This window comes from Agreia sp. PsM10 (assembly GCF_030433855.1).
GTDB lineage: Bacteria > Actinomycetota > Actinomycetes > Actinomycetales > Microbacteriaceae > Agreia.
The window spans coordinates 21,550-36,200 of sequence record NZ_JARUXC010000002.1 but is presented as its reverse complement, the minus strand read 5'-3'; the positions used below and the strand labels follow the sequence as shown (position 1 = coordinate 36,200).

14 protein-coding genes are annotated in these 14,651 nt (G+C 65.0%); all 14 read right to left on the bottom strand.

Annotated elements, in window-relative coordinates:
- Positions 1–29 precede the first annotated feature (29 nt).
- Positions 30–440, bottom strand: coding sequence for a hypothetical protein (locus QCD70_RS02270; protein WP_301213522.1), 411 nt, complete (start codon positions 438–440; stop codon positions 30–32).
- Positions 437–1,045: a hypothetical protein gene (locus QCD70_RS02265; RefSeq protein WP_301213521.1), complete on the bottom strand. Its 609-nt coding sequence runs from the start codon at positions 1,043–1,045 to the stop codon at positions 437–439. The genes QCD70_RS02270 and QCD70_RS02265 overlap by 4 nt, the downstream gene beginning before the upstream one ends.
- A gap of 332 nt (positions 1,046–1,377) precedes the next feature.
- Positions 1,378–2,352 (bottom strand): class 1b ribonucleoside-diphosphate reductase subunit beta, encoded by a 975-nt coding sequence (gene nrdF / locus QCD70_RS02260; RefSeq protein ID WP_055924138.1) that lies wholly within the window; start codon positions 2,350–2,352, stop codon positions 1,378–1,380.
- A 55-nt stretch (positions 2,353–2,407) separates the two neighbouring features.
- The gene (gene nrdE / locus QCD70_RS02255) at positions 2,408–4,513 is read right to left on the bottom strand and encodes a class 1b ribonucleoside-diphosphate reductase subunit alpha (RefSeq protein ID WP_301213886.1); all 2,106 of its coding nucleotides are present in this window, start codon (positions 4,511–4,513) and stop codon (positions 2,408–2,410) included.
- Positions 4,514–4,548: 35 nt separating this feature from the next.
- Positions 4,549–4,959 (bottom strand): class Ib ribonucleoside-diphosphate reductase assembly flavoprotein NrdI, encoded by a 411-nt coding sequence (gene nrdI, locus QCD70_RS02250; protein ID WP_301213885.1) that lies wholly within the window; start codon positions 4,957–4,959, stop codon positions 4,549–4,551.
- 43 nt (positions 4,960–5,002) lie between these two features.
- Entirely contained in the window at positions 5,003–5,236 is a 234-nt protein-coding gene (nrdH, locus tag QCD70_RS02245) for a glutaredoxin-like protein NrdH (protein WP_044441583.1), read from the bottom strand.
- Between the two features lie 298 nt (positions 5,237–5,534).
- Positions 5,535–6,941, bottom strand: coding sequence for an APC family permease (locus QCD70_RS02240; RefSeq protein WP_301213520.1), 1,407 nt, complete (start codon positions 6,939–6,941; stop codon positions 5,535–5,537).
- 71 nt (positions 6,942–7,012) lie between these two features.
- Positions 7,013–8,974 carry a prolyl oligopeptidase family serine peptidase gene (locus QCD70_RS02235; protein WP_301213519.1) on the bottom strand — a complete coding sequence of 654 codons (1,962 nt, stop codon included), beginning with the start codon at positions 8,972–8,974 and terminating at the stop codon, positions 7,013–7,015.
- A 9-nt stretch (positions 8,975–8,983) separates the two neighbouring features.
- Complete coding sequence (locus QCD70_RS02230) at positions 8,984–9,649, bottom strand: DedA family protein (protein WP_301213518.1); 666 nt, start codon at positions 9,647–9,649, stop codon at positions 8,984–8,986.
- A gap of 117 nt (positions 9,650–9,766) precedes the next feature.
- Positions 9,767–10,933, bottom strand: coding sequence for a N(5)-(carboxyethyl)ornithine synthase (locus QCD70_RS02225; RefSeq protein WP_301213517.1), 1,167 nt, complete (start codon positions 10,931–10,933; stop codon positions 9,767–9,769).
- A gap of 42 nt (positions 10,934–10,975) precedes the next feature.
- Positions 10,976–11,212, bottom strand: a complete 237-nt coding sequence (locus QCD70_RS02220; RefSeq protein ID WP_301213516.1) for a hypothetical protein — start codon at positions 11,210–11,212, stop codon at positions 10,976–10,978.
- Between the two features lie 50 nt (positions 11,213–11,262).
- Complete coding sequence (locus QCD70_RS02215) at positions 11,263–12,420, bottom strand: cystathionine gamma-synthase (RefSeq protein ID WP_301213515.1); 1,158 nt, start codon at positions 12,418–12,420, stop codon at positions 11,263–11,265.
- Between the two features lie 44 nt (positions 12,421–12,464).
- Positions 12,465–13,829 carry a cystathionine beta-synthase gene (locus QCD70_RS02210; RefSeq protein WP_301213514.1) on the bottom strand — a complete coding sequence of 455 codons (1,365 nt, stop codon included), beginning with the start codon at positions 13,827–13,829 and terminating at the stop codon, positions 12,465–12,467.
- A 42-nt stretch (positions 13,830–13,871) separates the two neighbouring features.
- The gene (gene aqpZ / locus QCD70_RS02205) at positions 13,872–14,648 is read right to left on the bottom strand and encodes an aquaporin Z (RefSeq protein ID WP_301213513.1); all 777 of its coding nucleotides are present in this window, start codon (positions 14,646–14,648) and stop codon (positions 13,872–13,874) included.
- Positions 14,649–14,651: the final 3 nt, after the last annotated feature.

The window sequence follows — 14,651 nt, the reverse complement described above, 5'->3', positions numbered from 1 at the left end:
AAAGACGGGTTTGGTTCCCACATTTGCGCTCAGTCGGTCCACTCCGACGGCATAACGAAGTTTGGATCTTCGACCACAGTTTTGGTCCCCAACGACACGAGCCATTCACGGGGAACAGTTTCTGGCATCGGCTCTGCAAATAGGTAGTCGTAAGGATCGGATTCGGGCTCAGGAAGATTCAGCCACTCGACCACTAAGTCGAGAAGCATACGGCTCATCGGCACAGTGGAAGTACTTAGCGATTCGTCGGACAACCGTCGAGAGCCGGTGTCCTTCGGGAGGAAAGCAATTATCTCCCCGAGGGATGGTTCGTTCGACACTGCTCTCAGGGCTCGCACACTCCGATCGTTTGCCGCGACAAGCCAGCTCCGGCCTGGCGCAGTCCCTCCCGACATCGAGAACGGCGCGCCGATCTTGTTGGCGGTGGACGAGGACGTCATGCGGACACCTTTACCAAAGCTTCCATGTTGTGGCCTATCTCCTCGACGATTCGAAGAGAATCGCGAAGTTGATCGACTGCCTCGACAGCTGAACCATGGGCTGATAGGTCAAAGTGAAAATTGAAATCCAGTACGACGTCGCCGGGATTACTAGTCGAGACGGTCACTCTCGCGATGCTTTCATTACCGCGCTTGAATGAATAAGCGAGGTCTGCAGTGATCGGATTCGTACCCAGCATCGTCTCAGCGGGAGCCTGATTCGCCAAGAGCCGAAGGATTTCAGATTTACGTGACTCCGAGCCAGGCAGAAGCCACTGTGCGTTATGGCCCACCGCGGTGATTGTGCGTCTACCAACATAATCAAAAAACGTGGTCGCTAGCTGTACCAAGCCTTCGCTCTGCTTATCCAAATCGTCGGGCTTCTTCACTGCGACGTCGAAGCGCTCAGAGAGTATCTGCATCGTGGCCAACTCGTTCTCAGCTTGAATTGCGATAGGTACGCGCACCATTTCCTTCAGGGGACGGTGGCGGAAGGAAAAGTCATCTACGCGCACTGAAGATACAGGGAAATTTTCGCCGGTCATGACGAGGTTGAAAGCTGTCACCGTCATATGATTCGGCCTCCATTCTCCTCGTGGACCGCTGCTATGCGAGTCATGACCAAAGTATGTCAGATGCTTGTGCCGCCGAGAATCCCCAGATGGTGGCCCCAAGCGAACGCTCAGACGCCTACGTACATTCCAGCTGAGTTCCCGGCGCATGTAGGGGAACCGGAATCGATACCCGTCTGCGGCGCCTTACTGAGCGCGACGATCAGGTAATACGAGGCGCCGCGAAGGACTCGGCTGACAACACGAAACGCAGGTGTTCCCGCCTGCCGCTGTGGTTCAACCACTGCGCTGGGCGGGAACACCCGCGTTCGTTGCGTCTAGGGCGCCTAGAAGTCCCAGTCCTCGTCTTCGGTGACCACGGCCTTGCCGATGACGTAGGAGGAACCCGACCCCGAGAAGAAGTCGTGGTTCTCGTCGGCGTTCGGTGAGAGCGCCGACAGGATCGCCGGGTTCACGTCGGTGACCGTCTTCGGGAACATGGCCTCGTAGCCGAGGTTCATGAGCGCCTTGTTGGCGTTGTAGTGCAGGAACTTCTTGACGTCTTCGGTGAGGCCGACCTCGTCGTAGAGGTCTTGCGTGTACTGCACCTCGTTGTCGTAGAGCTCGTAGAGCAGCGAGAACGTGTAGTCCTTGATCTCGTCGCGGCGCTCCTGGCTGACCGTCTCGAGCCCGCGCTGGAACTTGTAGCCGATGTAGTACCCGTGCACGGCTTCGTCACGGATGATGAGGCGGATCATGTCGGCCGTGTTCGTGAGCTTGGCGCGGCTCGACCAGTACATGGGCAGGTAGAAGCCCGAGTAGAACAGGAACGACTCGAGCAGCGTCGAGGCGACCTTGCGCTTCAGGGGGTCGTCACCCGTGTAGTAGTCCATGACGATCTGAGCCTTCTTCTGAAGGTTCTCGTTCTCGGTCGACCAGCGGAACGCCTCGTCGATGTCCTTCGTGTTCGACAGGGTCGAGAAGATCGACGAGTAGCTCTTGGCGTGCACGCTCTCCATGAACGCGATGTTCGTGTAGACGGCCTCTTCGTGAGGCGTGATCGCGTCGGGGATGAGGCTGACCGCGCCGACCGTGCCCTGGATCGTGTCGAGCAGGGTGAGGCCGGTGAACACGCGCATGGTGAGCTGCTGCTCGGCGGGCGTCAGCGTGTTCCACGACTGCACGTCGTTCGACAGCGGGATCTTCTCGGGCAACCAGAAGTTGTTGACGAGACGGTTCCACACCTCGACGTCTTTGTCGTCCTGGATTCTGTTCCAGTTGATCGCATTGACATGCGACACGAGCTTGAGCTTCTCGACCATGGGTTCTACTTACTTTCGTTCACTGAGCTTGTCGAAGTGGGAGATACCGGGAACGTCAGAGCGCGCAGGAGACGCAGCCCTCGATCTCGGTGCCCTCGAGGGCCATCTGGCGGAGACGGATGTAGTAGATCGTCTTGATGCCCTTGCGCCATGCGTAGATCTGCGCCTTGTTGATGTCGCGGGTGGTGGCGGTGTCCTTGAAGAACAGCGTCAGCGAGAGTCCCTGGTCGACGTGCTGCGTCGCCGCGGCGTAGGTGTCGATGATCTTCTCGGCGCCGATCTCGTACGAGTCCTGGTAGTACTCCAGGTTGTCGTTCGTCATGAACGGGGCCGGGAAGTAGACGCGACCCAGCTTGCCTTCCTTGCGGATCTCGATCTTCGCCGCGATCGGGTGGATCGACGCGGTGGAGTTGTTGATGTACGAGATCGATCCGGTGGGCGGCACGGCCTGCAGGTTCTGGTTGTAGATGCCGTGCTCCATGACGGATGCCTTCAGCTGGTCCCAGTCGGCTTGTGTCGGGATGTGCACCCCGGCCGTGTCGAAGAGCTCGCGGACGCGGTCGGTGGCGGGCACCCACTCGGCGTCGGTGTACTTGTCGAAGAACGCGCCGGATGCGTAGGTCGAGTCCTCGAAGCCCTCGAACTTGACGCCGCGCTCGATGGCGATGGCGTTCGAGGCGCGCAGGGCGTGGAACAGCACCGTGTAGAAGTAGATGTTCGTGAAGTCGATGCCCTCTTCGGAGCCGTAGAAGATGCGCTCACGAGCGAGGTAGCCGTGCAGGTTCATCTGGCCCAGGCCGATGGCGTGCGACTTGTCGTTGCCGTCTTCGATGGAGCGCACCGACGTGATGTGGCTCATGTCGCTGACGGCGGAGAGACCCCGGATGGCCGTCTCGACCGTGAGGCCGAAGTCGGGCGCATCCATCGCCAGGGCGATGTTCATCGAGCCCAGGTTGCACGAGATGTCCTTGCCGATCGTGTCGTACGACAGGTCTTCGTTGTACGTGGTCGGGGTGTTGACCTGCAGGATCTCGGAGCACAGGTTCGACATGTTGATGCGGCCCTTGATGGGGTTCGCCGCATTCACGGTGTCTTCGAACATGATGTAGGGGTAGCCCGACTCGAACTGGATCTCGGCGATCGTCTGGAAGAAGTCACGGGCCTTGATCTTGGTCTTCTTGATGCGCGAGTCGTCGACCATCTCGTGGTACTTCTCGGTCACCGAGATGTCACCGAAGGGCACGCCGTACACACGCTCGACGTCGTAGGGCGAGAAGAGGTACATGTCTTCTCCCTTCTTGGCGAGCTCGAACGTGATGTCGGGCACGACGACGCCGAGGGAGAGCGTCTTGATGCGGATCTTCTCGTCGGCGTTCTCGCGCTTGGTGTCGAGGAAGCGCATGATGTCGGGGTGGTGAGCGTGCAGGTACACGGCACCGGCACCCTGGCGCGCGCCCAGCTGGTTGGCGTAGCTGAAGGAGTCTTCGAGCAGCTTCATCACGGGGATGATTCCCGAGGACTGGTTCTCGATCTGCTTGATGGGAGCGCCCGACTCGCGGATGTTCGACAGCAGCAGGGCGACGCCGCCGCCGCGCTTGGAGAGCTGGAGGCTGGAGTTGATTGCGCGGGAGATGGACTCCATGTTGTCTTCGATGCGAAGAAGGAAGCAGGAGACGAGCTCGCCGCGCTGGGCCTTGCCCGTGTTGAGGAACGTGGGGGTGGCCGGCTGGAAGCGGCCTCCGATGATCTCGTTGACGAGGTTGATCGCGAGCTGCTCGTTGCCGCCGGCGAGGCCGAGGGCCGTCATCACGACGCGGTCTTCGAAGCGCTCGAGGTAGCGCTTTCCGTCGAACGTCTTCAGCGTGTACGAGGTGTAGTACTTGAACGCGCCGAGGAAGGTGTCGAAGCGGAACTTCTTCGAGTAGGCGAGGTCGTTGAGCTTGGTGATGAACTCGAACGAGTACTGCTCGATGGTCTCGGCCTCGTAGTACTCCTTCTCGACGAGGTAGTCGAGGCGCTCGCGCAGCGAGTGGAAGAAGACCGTGTTCTGGTTGACGTGCTGCAGGAAGAACTCGCGCGCCGCCTCTTTGTCTTTGTCGAACTGGATCTCACCGTTCGGCCCATAGAGGTTCAGCATCGCGTTCAGCGAGTGGTAATCCATCTGCACCTGACCCGGGGTCTCGATGCGGGTGTTCTCTAGTGCTGCTGTGGGGACGTCCAAAATGCTTCCAATCCATCGTGGACGGCATTCACGTCGTCCGGTGTTCCGAATACTTCGAATTTGTAGAGGTGGGGAACTGCGCACTTGCGGGAGACGATGTCGCCGGCCTTGCAGAAGGCTTCCCCGAAGTTGGTGTTGCCTGCAGAGATCACTCCGCGGATCAGGGACCTGTTGTGCTCGTCGTTGAGGAACGAGATCACCTGTTTGGGAACCGCCCCGCCCTCGGTGCCCCCACCGTAGGTGGGGAGCACGAGGACGTAGGGTTCGGTGGCCATCAGTCTCGGCTGCCACTTGTGCAGTGGGATGCGATCCGCCGGCAGACCCAGCTTCTCGATGAAGCGGTGGGTGTTGCCCGACACCGACGAGAAGTAGACCAGGTTCGACAGCGTGGGGATCGTGTCGACCACCGCTGCGAGCGACACGGCGTGACTAGCCGGCGAGGCGGGCCAGCTCATCGATCTTGTCGGGGCGGAATCCCGACCAGTGGTCGTTGTCAGTGATGACGACGGGCGCCTGCAGGTAGCCCAGCTCCTTGACGGCGGCCAGGGCCTTCTCGTCGACCGACACATCGAAGATCTCGTACTCGAGGCCCTTGTTCTCGAGGGCACGGTAGGTGGCCGTGCACTGCACGCAGGAGGGCTTCGTGTAAACCGTGATTGCCATGGAAATGCGCCTTTCAGACGAAGGAGAAGGGTGGGATGTTCTGTATTGGTTTGTGGTGCTGGCGGGGCGTCGCAGGGGCCCTGGGGCCCCGTCACCGTGCCGGGAGTTCAATACTACATATAGGGATGGGTCTCTTCGACTGCCACTAGATGAAGTGTTACACCCGTGTAATTCTCCACACGAAGTGCACACCCTTATCAACCATTTCTCCACAAGAAAAATGCCTGAAATTCACGGTTGATCTCTCCTCTTGTGGATAACTCGGGCGTCGAAAAACTTTCCAAAAAAGATGCGACGATCATTCCGCTCGGCGTGTCGCGACGCGTCCGCCCACCAGACGCCCGATGGCCCAGAGCACCACTCCGATGCCGAGCAGCACACCCGCGATCTCGTACTGCTCCGCCGGCCTTCCCGACGACCAGGGCAGCACGAGGTAGACGCACACGATCACGCCCAGAACCGGAAGCGCCGTGGGAGTTCTGAAGTGCTTGTGCTCGACCTTGTCGCGCCTCAGCACGAGCACGCTCACGTTCACGAGCGCGAAGACCGCGAGCAGCAGAAGCGAGGTCGTTCCTCCGAGCAGGATGACGAGCGGGTTCTCGGGATCGATCGACACGTAGGCGGTCAGGGCGAGCGCGATGGCCGTGGTGAACAGGATCGCGGCGAACGGCGTCTGCCGCTTGGTGTGCACTTTCGACAGGAACGACGGCAGAACGCCCCTCTTGCTCATGCCGTAGAGCAGGCGGCTCGCCATCATCATGTTGATGAGGGCGCTGTTGCCCACCGCGAAGAGGGAGATGAACGGGATCAGCGCCGAGATCGGGAAGTCGGGCGCCGCCGTCTGCACGACGGTCACGAGCGGGGTGTCATTGCCCGCCAGCTCGCCCACCGGCACGACGGCCACGGCGATGATCGCGACGACCACATAGACGACGGCTGTGATCGTGAGGCCCGAGAGCAGCGCCCGGGGAAAGATGCGCGAGGGGTTCTTCACCTCTTCGACCATGTTCACCGAGTCCTCGAAGCCGACCATGGCGAAGAACGCCAGCGACGTCGCCGTGCTGATGGCCAGGAAGAGACCCTTGTCTTCGGGCGTCTCGAACGCGACGACCCGCGAGAAGTCGGCGCTGCCGCCGAAGATGGCGAAGCTGCCGATGAGGATCACGAGCAGCAGACCCGACAGTTCGACGAGGGTCAGCACCACATTGAGCCCCACGCTCTCGGCGACCCCGCGCAGGTTGACCGCCATGACCAGCAGCATGAACAGCAGCGCCACGACCAGCAGGATGCCCGGATTGGAGCTGTCGAGGCCGAACCCTGTGGCGAAGTTGCTGGCGAATGCACCCGATGCGGCCGAGGCCGAGGTGAGCCCCGAGCACATCACCGTGAAGCACACGATGAACGTCACGAAGTGGATGCCGAAGGCCTTGTGCACATACAGCGCCGCCCCGGCCGCCTGCGGGTACTTGCCCACCAGCTCGAGATAGGAGCACGCGGTGAGCAGGGCGACGCCGAATGCCACGAGGAAGGGCAGCCACGCCGCTCCCCCGACCTCGGCCGCGACCTGGCCGGTGAGCGCGTAGATGCCCGTGCCGAGAATGTCGCCGACGATGAACAGCAGCAGCAGCTTGGGGCCCATCACCCGCTTGAGTTCGGGCTGCGCGGAGTCGCCGTCGCCGGCCTTCCTGTCATCGAGAACCGTCATCGCACTCACTCCCGTCCGTCACCACCGTCGTGCCCGTCTGCACCAAGACTGCATGGGGGCCGGGGCGCGGTCTACCCCTTGAGTTCGAGCACGGGCACGTCGACCGGCGTGAAGCCCATGACCTGTCCGTAGAACGAGAGCTCGGCCTCGGTGGCCGAGATGATGGTGGATGCACGCCTGAACCCGTGCGACTCGCCCTCGTAGGCCAGGTAGGCGTGCTTCAGCCCCTTGGCCTCGAGCGCGTCTCTGAAGCGCTCGGCCTGCGACGGCGGAACGATCTCGTCGTCGAGCCCCTGCAGCAGCAGCACCGGGCACGACAGCCCGTCGACGTTGTTCAACGGAGCCCTCTGCTCGTACAGCGCCGCGGCCTCGGGCAGCGGGCCCACCAGTCCGTCGATGTAGCGCGACTCGAAGTCGTGGGTCTCCTGGGCGAACAGGGTGAGCTCGGCGACGCCGAAGTACGAGGCGCCGCAGGCGAACACGTCGGACTGCGTCAGCGAGGCCAGCACGGTCCACCCGCCTGCGGAGCCGCCGCGGATGGCCAACCGCTCGCCGTCGGCCAGGCCCGCCTCTGCGAGCCCGCGCACGGCGGCGACCGTGTCGTCGACATCCACGATGCCCCACTGCCCGCGCAGCCGGTCGCGATATTCGCGGCCGTAGCCGGTCGAGCCGCCGTAGTTGATGTCGACCACGCCGATGCCCCGCGACGTGAAGTAGGCGATCGCGGGGTTGACCGCGGGCACGGTGCGGCTCGTGGGGCCGCCGTGCACGAAGGCCACGAACGGGGGCAGCTCGCCCTCGGGCGCTGCGAAGTCGGGGTTGGCGGGCTCGTAGACGAAGGTGTGCACGGGCCTGTCGGCCGTGCCGAAGGTGCGCGCGGCGGCGGTGGGCAGGTACGCGTCGTCGGGCAGGTCGTCAACAGAAAGCCGGATGTCTGTGAGCACGCCGGTCTGCAGGTCGAGTTCGCGAAGCCCCGACGCCAGAACGGCGCTGCCGCCTGTGACGAGGATGCGATCGCCTCGGCGTGCCCCGAAGGAGACGGAGTCGACGGGCAGCTCGATGTCTTCGAGAAGCCCCGTGTTGACGTCGAGGATCGCGGCCTGGTCTGTGCCGAAGGTGCTCACGGTCAGCAGCGTGTCGGCGTCGAGCACCGAGTACCAGGTGGTGCCGAGCATCCACAGGGCGCCGCCGAAGTCTCTCGGTGAGGGGTGCAGCGCCCGCGCTTCGGGGCTCTGCGATTCGAGATCGAGCAGGTAGAGGTTCCACCAGCCGGTGCGATCGCTGATCACGAAGAGGCTCTGCTCGTCGCGCCACTCGGGCTGCAGAACCGACTCGGTGGTGCTGCCGGCGAGGGTGCGCCAGTCGAGGACCCGACCGTCGTCGCCCAAGGACCCGACGCGCAGCTCCGTGCCGTCCCACGGCATCTGCGGGTGCTCCCACGCGATCCACGCGATCATCGTGCCGTCGGGCGAGAGGCGCGGCGACGCCAGAAAGCGCGACCCCGCCACGATCGAACGGATGCGCCCTGCGTCGGCCGCGGCACTGCCGTCGAGCGGAATGGCGACGATGTCGCGCTCGAGGTCGCCGCCCGAATGGGTCTCGCGAATCGCGATGATCTCGGCGCCGCGGTACTGCAGCTCGGCGAAGCGCATGCCGAGTCCATCGGGAGTCAGAGGTGTCGGATTGGCACCCACGGTGTCGACGTCGAGTCGGTAGACCCGCTGGTCGTCGAAATTCGCGAAGACGAGTACGGGCGGGCCGTCGGCGAGGCCCGCCACCGTCCACGCTCCCCCGCCGTATTCGTGCACGCGGGTTCGCGCGTTCCACGGCTGCGGAAGCACATCGACCGGCTCGCCGCCCGGCCCCGCGCGTCGGATGGAGATGCGGCCGCCCTCGGTGGGCCGGAGTTCCTGCCACCACACCTCGTCACCCGCGTATGCGCCCCCGCCCACGGCGTGACCCGAGCTCGCGAGGGACTCCGCGGTGATGGGCGAGGTCCAGGTTCCGTACGGGGCGATGCGGGGCTCGGTCATGCATTCACGCTACAACGGCGCACCGACAGCCACGATGTCGGGGGTTGCGACGGGCCCGGCGGCCTCGCCCGACGCCTCCCTCTTCGCCCGGGCCGCGCGAGACATCACGCGATCGACCAGCAGGCCGAGGAGCACCGCCGACGCTGCCGCGATGAGGGCCGAGAGCAGCGGGTTGTCCTGGATCCAGGCCGAGGCGATGAGGGCGACGGCGAACATGTAGAGCGACCAGGATGCGCCTGCCACGATGCTGAGCGGCACGAAGGTGCGGCGCGGCAGGCCGACGCTGCCCGCCGTCAGGTTCACGGCGATCCGGCCCACCGGGATGTAGCGGCCCGTGATGATGAGGCTCGCGGGCCGGGCCCGCAGCTGTCGCTCGGCGCCCGCGATCGCCGCCCGCATCGGGCGTCCGCGCATCCAGCGATAACGGCCGGCGCCCACCCGCCTGCCGATCTCGAAGACGATGTTGTCGCCGATGATGGCGCCGACCGCGGCGACGAGAACGAGCGGCACGAGAAGCGCCGGCGACCCTCCGGCCGCCATCGCGACGGCGGCGACGAGCACGATGTCACTGGGAACGGGAGGGAAGAAGGCATCGAGCATGCACACGGCGAAGACCACGACGAGGGCCAGGGGCGACGACACGCATGCGACGAGGAAGTCCGTGATCTGTTCCATGGTTCCTCCGAAATGGGGTGCGGGGTGCATCTCCCACCGTAGGAATCCTCGGCGGGGGCTGCATCCACCCGGGGGACCACGCGCATCGCACCCCGGTCTCATTCCTCACGCTAGGCGTCACTGCATCGTCGTATAGGGGTATTCCGTTGAACGTTTCTGGAACTCCAGGATCGCCGGGTTGCGCACCTCGCCACCGTCGATCTCGATCGCCCGCCTGATGGTGTCGGACTCCGCCCACGACGGGGCGCCCTCCATGACGATCCGGAGGAACGGCATGAGCGCCTCGCTGATCTCCCAGGTCGTGGAGTTCCACAGCAGCGAGGGGCTGTGATCGACGGCGTAGTAGTTGGTCGAGTCGCCGACCGTGAACATGGGGTCGGCGAAGGTCGTGGCCCTGGCCCATTCGAACCCCATGCCCTCGTCGACCGACACGTCGACGATGAGGCTTCCCGGCCGGAATGCGCCGAGATCCTCGGTGCGCAGATAGGTGAGCGGCGCGTTCGGGTCCTGCAGCGTGCAGTTCACCACGATGTCGTTCTCGGCGAGGAACGGAGCGAGCAGCACGGGCCCGTCCTCGGTGTTCACCGTGCTCTCGAAGGGAGCGGAGTCGTTGTGCTCGAACTGGATGATGTCGACCGACGGGATGGGCGACCCGACGGCCGCTATCCCCCGGTTGGTCAGCACCCGCACATCGTGGATGCCGTGGGCGTTGAGCGCGGTGACGGCCCCACGGGCGGTGGCACCGAATCCGATCACGACCGCCGTGAGCCGACGCCCGTAGTCGCCGGTCGACCCGCACAGCTGCAGGGAGTGCAGCACGGAGCAGTAGCCGGCGAGCTCGTTGTTCTTGTGGAAGACGTGCAGCCCGAAGCCGCCGTCGGCCTGCCAGTGGTTCATGGCCTCCCAGGCGATGAGGGTGAGCCGCTTGTCGATGGCGAGCTGGGTGATCTCCCGGTCTTGCACGCAGTGCGGCCATCCCCACAGCACCTGGCCGTCGCGCAGGTCTTCGAGGTCGGATGCTTGGGGCTTGGGCAGCAGCACCACGTCGGCTGTCGCGATGATCTCGTCGCGCGTCGCCATGGCCCCGACCAGCGGCTCCAGCTCGGAGTCGTGGATGCCGAACCGCAGCCCGTAGCCGCGCTCGAGGATCATGTTCGCGCGCAGGTCCTCGTCGATGCGCTCGAGATGCGCCGGGTGGATCGGCAGTCGACGCTCGTCGACCTTGCGCGACGTCGCCAGCACGCCGAGGCGCAGAAGGGCGGGCGTAGAAGTGGTTTCGCTCATACCTGACCCTAGGCCACGCCCCGCCGCCCCGGAGCCCGGGCGTTACTCGGCGATGTCGCCCGCCACGATGGCATCCGCGTACTTGCGGATGTCCGGCCCCGGCTTGAAATCGATGAAGCGGTCTTTCAGACGCGCGAACAACTGCTCGTACGCCTCGTCGGACTCATGTCCTTCGAGGGTCTTCGACAGCTCGAGCACCGCCTCGCGGAGCACCCGGTCGCTGTCGTCGAGGATCTTCGCGCGGGCTTCGTCGTTCCATACGATGTCGGTGGAGTTCATGTCTCCACGCTAAGCGCGGTCACGTGCACGAATGAGGGGGTTGCGGGCCGCTACTTCTTGGGCAGGGCCTGCTCGATGTCGGCGAGCAGGTCGTCGGCGCCCTCGATGCCGACCGAGAGGCGGATGAGGTTCTCGGGCACCTCGAGCGCCGTTCCCTTGACCGATGCGTGGGTCATCTCGGTGGGGTACCCGACAAGCGACTCGACGCCTCCGAGGGACTCGGCCAGCGAGAACAGCTTCGTCGACTCCGCGAACTTGCGCGCAGCCTTCGGGCCACCCTTGAAGGCGAGCGACAGCATGCCGCCGGGACGACGCATCTGCCTCTTCGCGAGCTCGTAGCCGGGGTGCGACTCGAGGCCCGGGTAGAACACGGTCTCGATGGCCGGGTGCCCCACGAGGTACTCGGCGATCTTCTGCGCGTTGTCGCTGTGGCGCTCCATGCGCACGGCGAGGGTCTTGATGCCTCGAACGGTGAGCCAGGCATCCATCGGGCCCGACACCGCGCCGGCGGCGAACTGCTGGAAGCGCACCTTCTCGTGAAGCTCGTCATCGTCGAGCACGAGCGCGCCGCCGAGAACGTCGGAATGGCCGCCCAGGTACTTGGTGGTGGAATGCACGACCACGTCGGCACCCAGCACGAGGGGCTGCTGCAGGTAGGGAGACGCGAAGGTGTTGTCGACGACGACGAGCGCGCCCGCCGCGTGGCCGATCTCTGCGAGCTCGGCCACGTCGCTGACCTTCATCAGGGGGTTCGACGGCGTCTCGAGCCACAGCACCTTGGTCTTGCCCGGGATGACCGCCTTGGCCACCGCCTGCAGGTTCATCATCTCGACGGTGTCGTTCTCCACACCCCAGCGGCCGAAGATGCGATTGATGAGCCGGTGGGTTCCGCCGTAGACGTCGTTGCCCAGCACCACGTGGTCGCCGGGCTCGAGCACCGCGCGCAGCAGGGCGTCCTCCGCCGCGAGCCCCGACGAGAACGAGAGACCGTGCTTCGCACCCTCGAGTGCCGCGACCAGCGTCTCGAGCGACGAGCGGGTGGGGTTGCCGCCCCGGGCGTACTCGTAGCCGCCCCGGAAGCCGCCGATGCCGTCCTGCACGAAGGTCGACGTCTGGTAGATCGGCGGGATGATCGCACCGGTCGTCGGGTCGAACTCCTGTCCGGCGTGGACGGCGACGGTCTCGAACTGCTGCTTTTTCTGGGGCATGTCTACTTTCAAGTCTCTTCGGGAGCGTTTTATTCGGCCGCGCGCTATTCGCTCAGGAAGGTGAGCAGGTCGTGCCGGGTGATCACGGCGACGGGCTTGCCGTCGTCGGTCACCAGCAGTGCCCCGGCCTTGCCGAGAAAACGTCGCGCCGAGGCGACAGACTCGTGGATGCCGATGAGCGGCAGAGGATCGCTGGCGAAGGCCCCGACATGGTCGGTCATGTCGGCCCGGCCTGAGAAGACCTCTTCGAGCAGGCTCTGCTCGTTGAGCGAGCCGGTGACCTCGCCCATGACGACGGGCGGCTCGGCCGAGAGCATCGGCAGCTGCGAGACGCCGTAGCTCGTCATGATCTGGATGGCGTCGCGCACGGTGTCGCTGGGGTGCGCGTGCACGAGCGCCGGCAGCGCCCCCGTCTTCGACTTGAGGATGTCGCCGACCGTCGCCTCGTCGGTGGCGTCTGCGAAACCGTAGCTGCGCATCCACTTGTCGTTGAAGATCTTGCCGAGGTAGCCGCGGCCTCCGTCGGGAAGGAGGACGACCACGACGTCGTCGGGGCCGAGCTTCGCGGCGGCCTTGAGCGCCGCGGCGACGGCGAGCCCGGAGGATCCGCCCACGAGCAGGCCCTCCTCGCGCGCCAGCCTGCGGGTGAGGGCGAACGACTCGGCGTCGCTGGCGGCGATGATCTCGTCGACCACGCTGGCGTCGTAGGCCTCGGGCCAGAAGTCCTCTCCGACTCCCTCGACCAGGTACGGCCTGCCGGTTCCGCCGGAGTAGACCGAGCCCTCGGGGTCGGCGCCGATGATCGTGACCCGGCCGTCGGAGACCTCTTTGAGGTAGCGGCCGACGCCCGAGATGGTGCCGCCCGTTCCCACGCCGGCGACGAAGTGCGTGATCTTGCCCTCGGTGTCGGCCCAGATCTCGGGGCCCGTGGTCTCGTAGTGACTGAGCGGACCATTGGGGTTGGAGTACTGGTTCGGCTTGAATGCGCCGGGAATCTCACGGGCAAGCCGGTCGGAGACCGAGTAGTAGGAGTTCGGGTCCTCGGGCGCCACCGACGTGGGGGTGACCACGATCTCGGCACCGTAGGCGGTGAGCACGTTGCGTTTGTCTTCGCCCACCTTGTCGGGGAGGACGAACACGCAGCGGTAGCCGCGCTGCTGGGCGACGAGGGCCAGGCCGATGCCCGTGTTCCCCGACGTCGGCTCGACGATCGTGCCGCCCGGCTTCAGCTTGCCCTCGCGCTCGGCCGCATCGATGATGCGCGTGGCGATGCGGTCTTTCGACGAACCGCCCGGGTTCAGGTACTCGATCTTCGCGAGCACCGTGGCCTGGATGCCCTCGGTGACGCTGTTGAGCTTGACGAGGGGGGTGTTGCCGACGAGGTCGATGACGGTGTTCGCGTATTTCACCTCACGAAACTATCACCGACGCCTGTCGGGCAGCCCCCGCGATCAGGTGGCGGCGAGCTTTCGCACGCCGTCGAACAGGTAGCGGTAGCTGAGGCCCGCGATCAGGCCGCCCACGATCGGGAAGACGATGAACACCCAGAGCTGCGCGAGCCAGTCGCCTCCGCCGAAGACGGCGGTCGCGATGGAGCGCGCCGGGTTGATCGAGGCGTTGTCGACGGGGATGGAGATGAGCAGCAGCAGGGTGAGCGTGAAACCGATCGCGATCGGGGCGAAGCCCTGATGCGCTCGCGAGTGGGTCACGCCGAGGATCACGAAGAGGAAGAGGCAGGTGATGATGATCTCGATCGCGATGGCAGATCCGATTCCGAAGCCGCCCGGCGAGTGCTCGCCGAAGCCGTTCGACACGAATCCGCCCGACACGGCCTTGTCGAGGAAGCCCTCGGGACCCCCCGACGCGATCGCGAACACCGCGAGCGCCCCGAGCACGGCGCCGACCAGCTGGGAGACGATGTAGACCGGCACGTCCTTCCAGCCGAAGCGGCCGGCCGCGGCGAGGCCGAGGCTCACGGCGGGGTTGAAGTGTCCGCCCGAGATGGGGCCGAACGCGTAGGCGCCGATCATCACGGTGAGGCCGAGGGCGATGGCCACACCGAGGAAGCCCACGCCGAGCGGGTTCGTGCCGTCGGCGTCGCCGAAGAACGCTGAGAACGTGGCGGTGCCGACGAGGCCGAAGACCAGAAGGAACGTTCCGGCGATCTCGGCGATGATCTTGGCCGCGAGCGACGGCTCGGCGGGTGCGGGGGCATCGGGAAAGGACATGGG

Bases quoted from the DNA above. Each gene is read 5' to 3' on its own strand.
- nrdE (WP_301213886.1), bottom strand. From the start codon at position 4,513: ATGGATTACCACTCGCTGAACGCGATGCTGAACCTCTATGGGCCGAAC.
- QCD70_RS02270 (WP_301213522.1), bottom strand. From the start codon at position 440: ATGACGTCCTCGTCCACCGCCAACAAGATCGGCGCGCCGTTCTCGATG.
- QCD70_RS02220 (WP_301213516.1), bottom strand. From the start codon at position 11,212: ATGAACTCCACCGACATCGTATGGAACGACGAAGCCCGCGCGAAGATC.
- QCD70_RS02235 (WP_301213519.1), bottom strand. From the start codon at position 8,974: ATGACCGAGCCCCGCATCGCCCCGTACGGAACCTGGACCTCGCCCATC.
- QCD70_RS02230 (WP_301213518.1), bottom strand. From the start codon at position 9,649: ATGGAACAGATCACGGACTTCCTCGTCGCATGCGTGTCGTCGCCCCTG.
- QCD70_RS02240 (WP_301213520.1), bottom strand. From the start codon at position 6,941: ATGACGGTTCTCGATGACAGGAAGGCCGGCGACGGCGACTCCGCGCAG.
- nrdF (WP_055924138.1), bottom strand. From the start codon at position 2,352: ATGGTCGAGAAGCTCAAGCTCGTGTCGCATGTCAATGCGATCAACTGG.
- aqpZ (WP_301213513.1), bottom strand. From the start codon at position 14,648: ATGTCCTTTCCCGATGCCCCCGCACCCGCCGAGCCGTCGCTCGCGGCC.
- QCD70_RS02215 (WP_301213515.1), bottom strand. From the start codon at position 12,420: ATGCCCCAGAAAAAGCAGCAGTTCGAGACCGTCGCCGTCCACGCCGGA.
- QCD70_RS02225 (WP_301213517.1), bottom strand. From the start codon at position 10,933: ATGAGCGAAACCACTTCTACGCCCGCCCTTCTGCGCCTCGGCGTGCTG.
- nrdH (WP_044441583.1), bottom strand. From the start codon at position 5,236: ATGGCAATCACGGTTTACACGAAGCCCTCCTGCGTGCAGTGCACGGCC.